The sequence below is a fragment of the Streptomyces odonnellii genome (assembly GCF_000981895.1).
GTDB lineage: Bacteria > Actinomycetota > Actinomycetes > Streptomycetales > Streptomycetaceae > Streptomyces > Streptomyces odonnellii.
Genome location: NZ_LATD01000257.1, coordinates 1 through 11,881, shown reverse-complemented (window position 1 = coordinate 11,881; position 11,881 = coordinate 1). Strand labels below are relative to the sequence as shown.

Below are 11,881 nucleotides of genomic sequence, written 5' to 3'. Positions count from 1 at the left end.
GTGCGGGCGCGGCGGCCGACGGGGGTGCCGGGGAGGGCGCCGACGGGCGCGCCGGAGGGACTGCCCCGGGCTCGGGTACGGGTACGGGAGGCCCCGCGTCCCGCCCATTCCCATCCGCGGCGCCGTCCACCTGTCCGCTTCCCCCATGCAGATGTTGTCGTGCCTGTCGGTCGGTTACAACCAACAGGCTAGTACCGGAGGGCAATTGATGCGGTCGGCGGCACACCGTTGACCGGACAGGGCCCAGGCCCCGGCCGAGGGGTCGCTCGGAGACGGGTGGCTGTACCCGTCTCGCAGCCGACCTGTACCGAGCGCTCCAGTTGACATGCTGAGCACCCCGGTCGGCGGCCCTGGCTTTATCGAGCAGTGGTGACGCCTGACCCCGCCTCTGCGCGGCCATCGTCGACCGCCACACCTTCAACGGCACGATTATCGAGACAGGTACCGACTCCTACCGCCTCGCTGGCACATGAACCCGAGCTGAAGCCCCCCGCCAAGGCTGGCTGAATCAGCGGGAGCAGATCACGCTGACGAGAGTGAACGATGCGAAGAACGGCCCCTGGGAAAGGCCGGCGAACCAGCGATGGCCACGGTCTCGGTCGATGCGGCCCTCGTTGATGGCTTTCTGCATGTTGCGGCCGAGGCCTAGGGTGTGGTCCGCCTCTTGAAAGTCACGGAAGACCGGCGTCGTGGCGAGCACAGCTTCGACGCGGAAGCCTGCCTGTTCGGCGAAACGCGGAAGGCTGCGCCCGATGGTCGCATTGCAGACCATTTCTGCAGTGGTATATCGGGTAAAAGCGCGGCTCGTCTCAAGATCCTCAGCGTCAACGATCAGGGTGTCCCAATCGGGTTCGGCAAGGCCGATCCGCGCGCCTGGCCGGGTGGCACGATGGAGCTGCGCAAGAGCATCCACGGGTTCGTCAACATGCATGAGGACTCGGTCGATCTTGGCCCGATCCACCGTGCCCGGCTCGACGGGCAGTGCGTGCACGTCTCCTTCGCGGATCTCCACCCGGTGCAGGTCGTTCGTGCGTTCGCGAGCTCGGGTGAGCATGGCCGGGTCACGGTCGACGCCGATCACCGTGCCCCGGTCTCCGACACGTTCCGCCAGCGCCGGCAGGTCCGTGCCCGGGCCGCATCCCACGTCCAGGACGGTCTGGCCCTCCTGGAGATCCAACAGGTCGAGCAACTGCTGCTTGTACGCACGGCCCGCATCGCCGGCGGCGGCCCGCAGCATGTAGGAAGCCTGATCAGGCCGGGGCACGCCAAGAATCGATGACATACGAGCCAGTCAAACACTCCCTTCCCCGCACGACGTCATTTCTCGTCGACATCCACGCGCCCCGAGATCATCAACTGCTGTCCGAACTCGCTGTCCTTTGACAGCGAAACTAGTCGTTTGCCACCGAACCGAGCCCGATCGAACCGGCGAGCGCGGACACCGCACCGAGGCTGTCGGCCCAGGACACGTCTGTCATGGCAGAGCAGGCCATCGGAGGGCTTAGAACGGCCACGGTCCGACTCGGTACCAGGACTAGGACGCGTCTTCCAACGCACCGGCCGCGATCCGCAGCTCGTCGGGATCGAGGTCCCGGTCGAGGCGGCCCTCTAGCTCATTGAGGACTACATAGGGCACTCAATCCATCATCTTTCAGGGGGCGTTCAGGTGGATGCGCACGCGAGCCGCTCCAGTTCCTCTAAACAGCTAGACAGTGTGTTCATCTGACTGAAGAATGTGGGTGTGACCGACGACGTGTTCAGGGACGTATTCAGCCAGGCGGTACGTGCACGCAACGCCGCAGGTATGACCTATAGCCAGATGGAGGCGAGGACCTGGGATGTCGGCGGGAAGGAGGAGAGCCGATCCGCGGGATGGTGGAACAACATGGCCAACTATCACATGGACACCCCTCCCGCGCCGAAGTACATCCCTGGCATCGCGAAGGTGCTCAACATGTCGGAACGCCAGGTGAAAGAGCTGATCGCCGAGCAGTGGTACGGGGTACGGCCGGACGATCGCCTGCCGCGACGGCTCCGCACCCTCGTCGCGACCGCTCGCCGTGTGGCGAAGGTCGACCTCGTGCTGCTGAACGATGTTGCTCGGGCCCTTGGCGACAAGCACTCGGCCGAAGCGGAAGTCGAGGAACTGAAGGAAGCATCCGTCGCGGCAGAAGAGGACAACTAGGCGTTCGCCAGGTCGGTCACGGCCGTCATGCCGGTCAGGGTCCACACTTTCGCGTCAGAGACTCCCATGATGGTGGTCAACTCACCGCTCGCGGCCGGGTAGTACCCGTTAGCGAGCGTGAGCATGATGCCGCGAACGAAGTACTCCTCGGCGGAGATCACCTCCCGCTCGTTCGTACCGTCCCAGCCGACGAGGATGTCCGTCACCGACCGGAAGCCCGCGTATGTGTTCACGACCGAGCGGTCTTGCATGTACAGCGGGTCGTAGTCGCGAACCCATCGCAGGGCGAAGGTTCTGCTGAGCGTTGCTGATGGTGGCGCTGCAGGTCTGGCCGGTGAGAAGGTTGACGGCCCGGCGCTGGAGATAGCGCGCGACGGCCTTGGACTGCGGGCGCAGGAGCTTCGACCAGTTGTCGCTGTCGACGTCGTTCTGCTCGTCGGTGAGCTTGACGGCCGAGTACACGTTGCCGCCGAAGGTCACGGAGATGGTCCGCTCCGCGTTCTCGTTGAAGACGATCGGGTTCGAGCGGTCGTTGCGCCACGCGTAGTCGTGGAACGGCAGGATGCCTTCGACCTTCCTGGAGATGATGTCGTCATCGGCACCCTTGAACTGGTCGACGCCCTGCTCCTGGAACGGGTTCGGGATGAGCAGCTCCTGTTCGAGCATCCCAACAGCGGTGTTCACGAGCTTCCGGGGCTGTACGACCTGATGCTGTGCGGTGGGCAACAGAACTCCCCTACAAGGGGGTTGGCGCCGGGTTGGCGGGTTGGATCGTGACCGGCTGAGCTAGCCGAGGTTTGTGAGGCTGTCGTAGCGTGATCGCCTCAAGCGACGAGAGATGCCTGACGGGGGTGCCTGGTGCAGACGCAAGGACATCAACCACGAACGAGGCCCAGTACGAGGCCCTCTGAGCCGAGGCAGGAAGCGGGACAGCCAAAGTGGGCATGGTGGGTGATCGGGATCGTGATTCCCGTCGTTGGGATTCTCGTGTCCGTATATCTCGCACTTGCCCCCTCGGACGATCAAGGTTCAGCCGAGGGAAGGACCTTGACGGGCGGCGAAGGCTCAGCGGATGCCTCGAGGGCATCGCCCACGCCCCGTCAGGCGGCGTCGAAGATCATGTTCGGCCCTAAAGCCGTTGAGGTCGACGTAAACGGCAGCTATCTGGAGCTAGATACAAGGGCACCGCTCGTAGAGGGCGAAGCTCCGAACGGCGTCGACATCCTCGTGAACACGGACGCGTCCGGGGCCATGGAGAACGCGAAGGTCTACGGCTACCTCGGCGGAGCGGTCGCCCCGATCGCTGCGACTTCCGGGGCCGTTCAGGAAGCGGACTGCCTGCAAGCCGTACAGAGGAACGCCAGTGACTCGATGGACAATTTGCAACGAGGGCGCGGCATCTGCGTGGAAACAAGCGAAGGCCGGGTTGCCTTCCTGCGGGTAGCCTCGGCGCCTCCGAAGGGGCCTGTCACGTTTGACATGACCGTCTGGGAGCTGCGGGGCTAGAAGCGCTTGGAGCGCCGCGCGAGCTATCTCTCCGTCGTCCTCGTCGGACGGGTCGAGACCACCGCCGAGGGTGGCTGGAGCCGCCTGGGTGACAAGAGCCTGAAGGGCCTTGTCCGTCGGCCTCCAACTCCTCGGGTGTCTTGCCATGCAGGCGACCCGCCAGGGCCTCGGGGAGATCGAACCTGCGGGCCACAGTGGTCGGCGTTCTTGGCCTTCACGTCCGTGAGGGCGGCCTCGAACTCCTCTGGGCTCTTGGCCCCGGAGAGCTTCGTCTCGGCGTCCCGCAGTCGAGTGCGATACCCGGCCGCTTCGTTGCGGACCTTCGCCAGTTCCTTGCGGGCCCAGTCGGGCAGGTCGTCTTCCCGGCTGCTTGACGATCCGCTGGCACCAGTCTGGTCGTCTGGCTTTTGCTCCTCGTTCGGCTTCTGGCCGCCATAGGCAAGGGATGGGGAAGGCAGACCCGGTCTCCCTGGCAGCTGCAGCGCCAGCAATCGCGTATCCCAAGGACCGGCGACCTCGTCCAGCAGATTTGCCGCCAGTGCTGCCTGCATAGGTCACGGCTCCCGGCCGTGCCCGCTGATTTGTTACGTCGAGGCTGTCGGCCCCCGCCGGAAACCGCTGTGCCCTGTTGTCGCTACGTCATTGCTCTCCGCCTGCCCGGCCCCCGCTCCTCGGCGACGGGGGCGTACGGATCACCCCAAAGCAGTGCACATGACAGCGACATGTCCGGTACGCCCCACGCACATCAAGCGCTCCTCGTGGTCAGCTAAGCCCTTCCTCCCGCCAGCTGGGTTCGTTGTCAAACGCCTCGATTGGATGACAAGGGACACTCACAGACAACGGCTGCTGCTCGAACTGGACAAAGCCAGCCGCCCCCCGAGTCGGAGGCCGAGGGGTTCATCGGTCGCCGGGCGTAGGTCCCTCGCCTCATGCGCGCCGTGAGTCTGCTCGTTAGGGTCGGCACTCATGCAGAGCACGGGGATTGTTCGCCGTCAGGCGGCGGAGCGCAGGCGCGACACTTTGGAACGGCTGGTTGCCGGGCGGGATGTGTGGGTGTCGACGGCACATCCTGCTCACGGGCCGCACCAGGTGCCGTTGTGGTTCCTGTGGGACGGGCGGGCGGTGTGGATGTGTACGGGTGCCGCTTCCGCGACCGCCCGGAACGTCCGCGCGGAGCCGCGCGTACGCCTGGCGCTGCCGGACACCTTCGACGTGGTGCTTCTTGAGGGTGAGGCGGAGTGCTTCCCGGACGAGGACGTGCCCGGGGACGCGGCGGACGCCTTCACCGCCAAGTTCGGGTGGGACCCGCGTACGGAGGAAGGTCCCTTTCTGTATGTGCGCGTGGTGCCGAAGACTGTGCGCGCTTGGCGCGGCGAGCCGGAACTACGCGGCAGAGTCATCATGCGCGACGGGACATGGCTGGAATAGCCGGGACATGGCTGGAATAGCGGCCGCCCCTGACTGACGCCCGCCCCCCACCGCCTGGTGTGCCGTGGCGTGACGGTCAAGGCGAACGGGCGTCGCCCGCCGTCACCTCTGAAGAGAGGCGCCCGTCGTAGGGTGAAGGGCGGCCGAAGACGGCCAACGGCCAAGGGCCAAGGGAGCCAAGCATGACGCGGTACCTGATCTCGTTCGACGACGGCGCGATGACCTTCCCCGAGGAGGAGTTGCCCGACGTGGCCGAGGCCTCGCTCAAGGTGGTGGGTGAGGCCCGGGATGCCGGTGTGTGGGTCTTCGGTGGCGGACTGCAAAGGCAGCGGGCGAGCGTCGTGGCCGTCGACGGGACCGTCACCGACGGCCCGTTCCCGGAGACCAAGGCGGTGCTCGGCGGGTTCGCGATCCTCGATGTGCCCTCACGGGAGGACGCGCTGGAGTGGGCTGCCAAGCTCGCTGCCGCGTGCCGCTGTGCGCAGGAGGTCCGGGAGATCATGGCCGACCCGACCGACTGACCGGGGACGTCACGCCGCGCCCGCGCCCGGCCCCGGCCCCGGCCCCGGTCCCGGTCCCGGTCCCGGTCCGGGGATTCAGCGGCCTTCGGTCTCCGGCGGTTCCCAGACCGAGCAGTCGTGGGCGAAGAGCACACGTCGTGGGTCGAAGTCGGCGAGTCGGTCCAGCCACTGCGGATACGGAGGAAGTGGCTGCTCCGCGCCGTCAAGTGCCGCGTGGCGGGCCAGTTGTCCGGACGCGAAGTGGGAAGCGAAGTCGTGTGCCTGCCCGGCGAGGACGACTGTGCCGTCGCTCTGCCGGACCACCAGAGACTGGTGCCCTTCGGTGTGCCCGGGCGTCGGAATGATCCAGACTCCTGGCCGGACCTCGGTTTCGCCGGCGACTTCCTCGTAGGTCGCGCCGGGGAAGTCGATCAGTTCGTCGAACGTGTAGTCGCCCCGACGGGCCATGGCCAGTTCGACGTCCTGGACCAGGATGGGCGTGCCGCCCAGGAGCGGGTTCCCGCCGCAGTGGTCGAAGTGCAGATGGCAGTTCACGACCATGGAGATGTCGTCAAGGGCGACTCCGGACGCTGACAGGGCATCCTGCAACGCTCGCCGTCGGGGCCGGTAATGCGCTTCGGTTTCGGGGTCGGCGCTGCCGATGCCGGTATCGAAGAGGATCAGCCCCTGGTCGTGCCGTACCAGGTAGGCGAGGACAGGCTCGACCCGCGGCTGCGAGCCGCCCGTCTCCGCCTCGGGCCGGACGAAGTACCCCAGGTCGAGTCGGCGCACCGCCACGTTCTTCCCCATGCGCCCATGTTGGCAGCCAGTACAACGTGCCGCGCACGCATTGGACCGGGCTGACATTTCTTGTGTCATGTCGCTTTCTGTGGCGGATTGATTACGGCACGGAGGGTGGGTGCATAAGGTTCATCAGAGGGCATGGCCCGACAAAGGGCCTGGCAGGAACGAGCGTTGGGATGCCGCGAAAGGAGGACACGCCCAGCCGCGCGGCCCGCTCAGAGGTTTCATGCCGGCGCGGACGGGTCTGCTCAGGCACGTCGAACTCCCCACGGAGGACAACATGTTCAACCACTCGGATCGACTCCCGACCAGTTCCCCACTGCCGCAGGGGCACACAACTCCTGTGCCGTGGGGACTCCAGAGGATGGCCCCGTACCCATCCGTGGCGCCCGCCTACGCCCGCGCCGAGATCGACGCCACATCACAGACCGCGCGCTACTTCGCCCAGGGCGGCCAAGTCATGGAGATGCCCGCCCACGGCACCAGCACCGGTACCAACCCGTCCACCAACACCGGCAATCCGTCGGATGGTTCCGGGCCCGGCGGTTCCGGTGGTGGTGACCAGGACACCGGGAACGACAGCGACCAGTGACGAATGACAGCCCGGTGATGTTCGTCACCATGGTGGACGACCCTACGGCCGACCTGGTGATCAACGAGCTGCACGACCGGTGCGTCCCAGTAGTGCGGCTCGACTCCGGGGACTTCCCCGCCACCCTGTCGGTCGCGGCCACGATCACCGAAGCAGGCATTGGTGGAACCCTGGCCACCCCCACCCGGACCGCGGACCTCTCGCGAGTCCGCTCTCTGTACTACCGTCGCCCGTCCGGATTCGCTTTCCCGCACATCGGCGAACAGGATGCGCGGTTCGCGGTGACGCAAGCCCGTTACGGGCTCGGCGGAGTCCTCGCGTCTCTGCCCGGCTGCCTGTACGTCAACCACCCCCACCGCATCGGGGACGCCGAGTTCAAACCCTCCGGGCTCGCCGCCGCGGTGCAGTGCGGTTTCAAGGTCCCCGACACGTTGGTCACCTCCGACCCCACGGCGGCGAGGAAGTTCGTCGAGGACCACGGTCCGGCGATCTACAAGCCCCTCTCCACCCCGCTGTACCGAGTGGACGGGGTGTCCTGCACCGTGGAGGTCGGCGAGGTCACCGCCGACCAGCTCGATGAGCGGGTGGCAGGCACCGCTCATCTGTTCCAACGGCTCGTCGACAAGGTCGCCGACGCGCGAGTGACAGTCATCGGGGACCGGGTCTTCCCCGTAGGTATCGATTCCGGTCTTCTGGACTGGCGGACTGACTACGCAAAACTGTCCTACGGCGTCGTCAGGCCGCCGGACGGGATCCAAGCCGCGCTGAAACGCTATCTCGCACACTTCGGCCTGGTCTTCGGCGCATTCGACTTCGCCATTGACCGCGACGGTGCATGGTGGTTTCTCGAATGCAATCCTTCCGGCCAGTGGGCCTGGCTGGAGCCGCCCACCGGGCTGCCCATGGTGTCCGCCATGGCCGATCTACTGGAGCGTCGTCCGCAATGACCACCGACAAGGGCCTCCGCGAAGCGCTCGCCGACCGGATCGCGGCCGGCGGAGACCTGCGCTCCCCGGTGTGGCGTCAAGCGGTCCTCGACATCCCCCGCCATGAGTTCCTGCGTGAGGGATTCTTCCGGCGGACGGACGAAGGCGGCCGTACGGGCTGGGAGCCGGTACGGCCGGACGATCCGGCATGGCTGCGAGCCTGCCATTCCGACGAGTCGTTGGTGACCCAGATCGCCGGGACCGTGATGCCGGCCGACATGGACGGCCGGATCTACCGGCAGCCGACCAGTTCGAGCACCCTGCCCGGCCTCGTCGTCCGCATGCTGGAGGAGCTGCACATCAGCGACGGCATGAAGGTGCTGGAGATCGGCACAGGTACGGGCTACTCGACCGCATTGCTCTGTCACCGCCTGGGCGACGGCCTGGTGACCTCCGTCGAGGTGGACCCGGCCGTGTCCGCCCGTGCCCGCGTGTCCCTGGGGCGCGTGGGCCATCTCCCCGATCTCGTCGTGGCCGACGGGCTGAAGGGCGGCCCCGAGAACGCCCCCTACGACCGGCTCATCGCCACCTGCGGGGTGCTGCACATCCCCGGCGAGTGGATCGAGCAGGTCAAGCCGGGCGGACAGATCCTCGCCACCGTGGGCGGCTGGCTCTACGCCTCGGAGCTGGCGCGTCTCACCGTACGGGAGGACGGCACGGCGGCAGGCCGACTCCTCGGGGGCGCCATCTCCTTCATGCTCGCCCGCCCGCAGACCCCGCCCCCGCTCGGAACCCTGCCCGACATGAGCGAGGGCGAGGAGCGGGAAGCCGGCGTGGCAGGTGATGCGCTGGACGACTGGACGGCCCGGTTCGTCGCACAACTCGCCGCACCGGGCGCTCAGCGCTTCGGGTTGACGGACGAAGAAGGGCCGGTAGATGTGCTGTTGGACGTGGAGCGCCAGTCGTGGGCGGCCCTGCGCAACGACGGTGGACGGTGGCTCGTACGGCAAGGCGGTCCCGACCGCCTGTGGGACCGGATCGAGGAGCATCTGACCCGGTGGCGCGAGGACGGGTCGCCCGGCCCGGACCGCTTCCTGATCACCGCGTATCCCGGCGGCCAGACGATCACCTGGGCCGCCGCCTGAGCACTGCGGGGAGCGGTGAGCGGGGGTGGTACGGGCGGTCTCGCGCGCGCTGTATGGCGTCCGGGGACGGGGCGGACGTCGATCCCGTACAAGCTCGGGTGACTGTTCGTAGTGAGCCCGTTGGCGTCGTCGCTGCTGACCGGCCCGGAAATCAGCCTCCGTAGCGCTTGCACAGCAGGTACTTGACCGGGGGCGTTTTGGCACCGTCATCGAGGCAGACCCGCACGACGGCCGCTCCGCCGGGAACGTCTGCCGAAACGGTCATACTGAATGTGTCGCTGGCGCCGCACACGCTGTACAGGCTGTATTCCCTGCCCAGTTGATTGTCGCCGCTGTCGAGGGTGAACGCCGTTGTGCCCCGGCAGTTTGCCGGATCAACCGACTTGTGTTCGCCCGCCACGACGACCGACCGGTTGTACCAGGTGATCGTGCCGCTCGTGTACGTGTTCCCGAGGGTGACGTCGAAGTTGCTGACCGGATAGTCAGCGGCGTGAGCGCCGGCCGCCGGGGCGCCGAGGAGCATGCCTGTGGTCAGTGCGGTGGCGGTGAGGACAGGGGCGATGCGGGTGCGCATGTTGTCTCCAGGGTGGGACTGTTGCGGGCCTTCGGCCGCGGACCGCATCAGTGTCCACGCGCATGTTGACCGCGTCCATCGCAGAACGAGCCAACGACTTCTTCAGCGCGCTGCCGCCGCAATAACGGTGGACCGTACGGGCGGTCGCGCCCGCACGGTACGGCGCCCCAGTTCGCGCAAAACCCCGAGGAACTGAAGGGCTCATGAGGCACAACGACCCCGGGCCGGAGTTCTGGGACCTGGTCCACCCGCACACGGGTGACCTGGTTGAGTTCCGGCCTACCGCGCGTGGGTTCAGCTCTGATGTCACGGCCCTGATCGAGGGCGAGAAGGGGCGGTTCTTCGTCAAAGCCGTCCGCAACCGGCCCGGCGGCCGACGTGACTCCATTGCCCGCGAAAGGCTGGTCAACCCGGCCGTATGCCCCATCTCCCCGGCTCTGCGATGGCACGCGGAAGATGACAAATGGATCGCGCTCGGATTCGATTGGGCCGAGGGACGGAGTTCCGGCTTCGCGCCGGACTCGCCCGATCTCCCCGCGATCATTGACACCCTCAACCGGATCGGGGAACTGGATCTGCCCGAAGTAGCCCATGACTGGCCGGAGACCCGCTGGAACCGCTTCGCGGCGGATGAAGCCGACACCGCTCACTTCCAGGGCGAGGCACTGCTCTACACCGACATCCACCCGAGCAACCTGATCATCGGAGATCAGAACATGTGGGCCGTTGACTGGTCGTGGCCCACTCGCGGAGCGGCGTTCATCGATCCCGCCTGTCTGGTTGTGCAACTGATCGCGGCGGGGCACAGCGCCGAACGCGCCGAAGCATGGGCGTGCGGCTGTACGGCCTGGGTGGAAGCGGACCCGAAAGGGATCGACGCGTTCGCCGGCGCCACGGTGCGCATGCACCGCGCGTTCGCCGCGCGCAAGCCCGAAGCATCGTGGCTCACTGCGATGGCGGAAGCGGCCCAGTCGTGGGCTTCTCACCGGGGGGTGGCCGTTTGAGTGGTGCGGGACGGGGCTGACGTTTCGCGTGTCATGTCGCTTTCTGTGATGGATGAGTTACGGAGTGAAGGGTGCGCGCGTACGCTCCAGTTGGGGGCATGGCTCGACAAGTCGCCTGTCAAGAAGGAGCGTTGAGATGTCGTACGAGGACAAGCGCCAGACGCGGGAGTACCTGCCCCCGCGCAAGCACTTCGGCCAGGAACTGCGCATCGCCCGCGAAGCCGCCGGGCTGACACAGGCGCAGCTTGGTGAGGGCGTGGTCTGTCACGCCACGCTGATCGCCCACTTTGAGGCGGGTCGCCGTATGCCGCGTCCGGAAGACGCGCAGCGCATCGACAAGGTGCTGGGTACGGGAGGCCGGTTCCACCGGATGCTCCACATCCTCGAAGAGGCCAAATATGCCGCACACTTCAGGGAGGCGGCAGAAGCGGAGCGCCTCGCGACCGCGATCTTTGAGTACGCGGTGTCGCTGGTTCCAGGGATACTGCAGACGGCGGAGTACGCGCGAGCGGTGTACCGGTCGGGGGAGCCAAACCCCAATCCGGTGCGGATGGGCGAGTTGGTTAAAAGCCGAACCTCGCGCCGAGAGTTGCTCAGCAATCCGGAAACTCCCGTGGTGTGGGTGGTCGTGAGCGAGGCGGTTCTGCGGACTGCGGTTGGCGGTTCGGCTGTCATGGCTGAGCAACTCCGCGACCTCGCAAGGCTGATGCGAGCTGACAGAATCTTCTTGCAGGTCGTCCCGTTCTCGGCCGGAGCTCACGCGACGATGGGCAGCATGATGACGCTGATGGGCTTCGATGACGCGCCCGATCTAGCGTATGTCGAGGGCGTGTTCACCGGAGCTCTGTTCGACGATCCGCACCTCGTGCGAAAGCTTCGTCAGTCATACGATTTGACGAGGGCCGCCGCGTTGCCGCCAGCGGCATCCCTGGCCCTCATCGAATCGGTGGCTGAGGACTACGAAAATGACTGTTAGCTCCATTCCCAAGGCATCCGCCCTCACCGGCTGGCGCAAGTCCAGCTATAGCGGTCCGGACAACGGCAGTTGTGTCGAGGTGGCAGACGCCATCCCGGCATCCGCCCTCGCCGGCTGGCGCAAGTCCAGCTACAGCAATCCGAATGGCGGCAGTTGCGTCGAGGTCGCGGACGGCGTCCCCGGTCTCGTCCCCGTACGCGACAGCAAGAACCCCGACGGCCCCGCCATCGCCATCCCCGCC

At 66.7% G+C, this 11,881-nt stretch carries 15 protein-coding genes and 1 pseudogene; 11 read left to right on the top strand and 5 right to left on the bottom strand.

The window, feature by feature from the left end; genetic code table 11:
* Positions 1 to 380: 380 nt before the first annotated feature.
* Positions 381 to 473: pseudogene (locus WH07_RS37950) on the top strand (IS21-like element helper ATPase IstB); the annotation flags it as partial.
* 35 nt (positions 474 to 508) lie between these two features.
* Here the strand turns inward: WH07_RS37950 and WH07_RS23190 are convergent.
* A complete protein-coding gene (locus WH07_RS23190) occupies positions 509 to 1,282 on the bottom strand; it encodes a methyltransferase domain-containing protein (RefSeq protein ID WP_046503342.1) in 774 nt (257 codons plus the stop codon).
* Between the two features lie 459 nt (positions 1,283 to 1,741).
* Here WH07_RS23190 and WH07_RS23185 point away from each other — a divergent pair, with 459 nt between their 5' ends.
* Positions 1,742 to 2,185, top strand: a complete 444-nt coding sequence (locus WH07_RS23185) for a hypothetical protein (protein ID WP_157877417.1) — start codon at positions 1,742 to 1,744, stop codon at positions 2,183 to 2,185.
* Here WH07_RS23185 and WH07_RS41790 read toward each other — a convergent pair.
* Both WH07_RS41790 and WH07_RS23180 read right to left on the bottom strand, forming a co-directional pair.
* Positions 2,182 to 2,310, bottom strand: a complete 129-nt coding sequence (locus WH07_RS41790; RefSeq protein ID WP_269801383.1) for a hypothetical protein — start codon at positions 2,308 to 2,310, stop codon at positions 2,182 to 2,184. The two genes, WH07_RS23185 and WH07_RS41790, sit on opposite strands and share 4 nt — an antisense overlap.
* Positions 2,294 to 2,911, bottom strand: a complete 618-nt coding sequence (locus WH07_RS23180) for a hypothetical protein (RefSeq protein ID WP_232789027.1) — start codon at positions 2,909 to 2,911, stop codon at positions 2,294 to 2,296. The genes WH07_RS41790 and WH07_RS23180 overlap by 17 nt, the downstream gene beginning before the upstream one ends.
* A gap of 225 nt (positions 2,912 to 3,136) precedes the next feature.
* Between WH07_RS23180 and WH07_RS23175 the strand changes: the two genes are divergently transcribed.
* From WH07_RS23175 to WH07_RS23165, 3 genes are all read left to right on the top strand, one after another.
* A complete protein-coding gene (locus tag WH07_RS23175) occupies positions 3,137 to 3,691 on the top strand; it encodes a hypothetical protein (RefSeq protein WP_046503339.1) in 555 nt (184 codons plus the stop codon).
* A gap of 966 nt (positions 3,692 to 4,657) precedes the next feature.
* Positions 4,658 to 5,119, top strand: coding sequence for a pyridoxamine 5'-phosphate oxidase family protein (locus WH07_RS23170; protein WP_046503336.1), 462 nt, complete (start codon positions 4,658 to 4,660; stop codon positions 5,117 to 5,119).
* A 182-nt stretch (positions 5,120 to 5,301) separates the two neighbouring features.
* The gene (locus tag WH07_RS23165; protein WP_046503333.1) at positions 5,302 to 5,640 is read left to right on the top strand and encodes a YciI family protein; all 339 of its coding nucleotides are present in this window, start codon (positions 5,302 to 5,304) and stop codon (positions 5,638 to 5,640) included.
* A gap of 75 nt (positions 5,641 to 5,715) precedes the next feature.
* Here WH07_RS23165 and WH07_RS23160 read toward each other — a convergent pair whose 3' ends face one another.
* Positions 5,716 to 6,429 carry an N-acyl homoserine lactonase family protein gene (locus WH07_RS23160; protein WP_046503330.1) on the bottom strand — a complete coding sequence of 238 codons (714 nt, stop codon included), beginning with the start codon at positions 6,427 to 6,429 and terminating at the stop codon, positions 5,716 to 5,718.
* A gap of 274 nt (positions 6,430 to 6,703) precedes the next feature.
* Between WH07_RS23160 and tgmA the strand changes: the two genes are divergently transcribed.
* The 3 genes from tgmA to tgmC are packed head-to-tail and all read left to right on the top strand — an operon-like array spanning position 6,704 to position 9,086.
* On the top strand, positions 6,704 to 7,015 hold the full coding sequence (gene tgmA, locus WH07_RS23155; RefSeq protein ID WP_046503345.1) for a putative ATP-grasp-modified RiPP: 312 nt from the start codon (positions 6,704 to 6,706) through the stop codon (positions 7,013 to 7,015).
* A 17-nt stretch (positions 7,016 to 7,032) separates the two neighbouring features.
* Entirely contained in the window at positions 7,033 to 7,962 is a 930-nt protein-coding gene (tgmB, locus tag WH07_RS23150; RefSeq protein ID WP_079023477.1) for an ATP-grasp ribosomal peptide maturase, read from the top strand.
* Positions 7,959 to 9,086 (top strand): ATP-grasp peptide maturase system methyltransferase, encoded by a 1,128-nt coding sequence (tgmC, locus tag WH07_RS23145; protein WP_046503328.1) that lies wholly within the window; start codon positions 7,959 to 7,961, stop codon positions 9,084 to 9,086. The genes tgmB and tgmC overlap by 4 nt, the downstream gene beginning before the upstream one ends.
* Before the next feature lie 151 nt (positions 9,087 to 9,237).
* Here the strand turns inward: tgmC and WH07_RS23140 are convergent, their stop codons facing one another.
* Entirely contained in the window at positions 9,238 to 9,660 is a 423-nt protein-coding gene (locus WH07_RS23140; protein ID WP_046503325.1) for a hypothetical protein, read from the bottom strand.
* Positions 9,661 to 9,863: 203 nt separating this feature from the next.
* On the opposite strand from WH07_RS23140, the gene WH07_RS23135 reads away from it, so the two are divergent.
* The 3 genes from WH07_RS23135 to WH07_RS37940 form a co-directional block, all read left to right on the top strand.
* Positions 9,864 to 10,664: a hypothetical protein gene (locus WH07_RS23135; RefSeq protein ID WP_046503323.1), complete on the top strand. Its 801-nt coding sequence runs from the start codon at positions 9,864 to 9,866 to the stop codon at positions 10,662 to 10,664.
* A gap of 136 nt (positions 10,665 to 10,800) precedes the next feature.
* Positions 10,801 to 11,640, top strand: coding sequence for a helix-turn-helix domain-containing protein (locus WH07_RS23130; protein WP_046503320.1), 840 nt, complete (start codon positions 10,801 to 10,803; stop codon positions 11,638 to 11,640).
* The coding region (locus WH07_RS37940) for a DUF397 domain-containing protein (RefSeq protein WP_079023476.1) at positions 11,630 to 11,881 on the top strand (252 nt) is incomplete at its 3' end. The genes WH07_RS23130 and WH07_RS37940, both read left to right, overlap by 11 nt.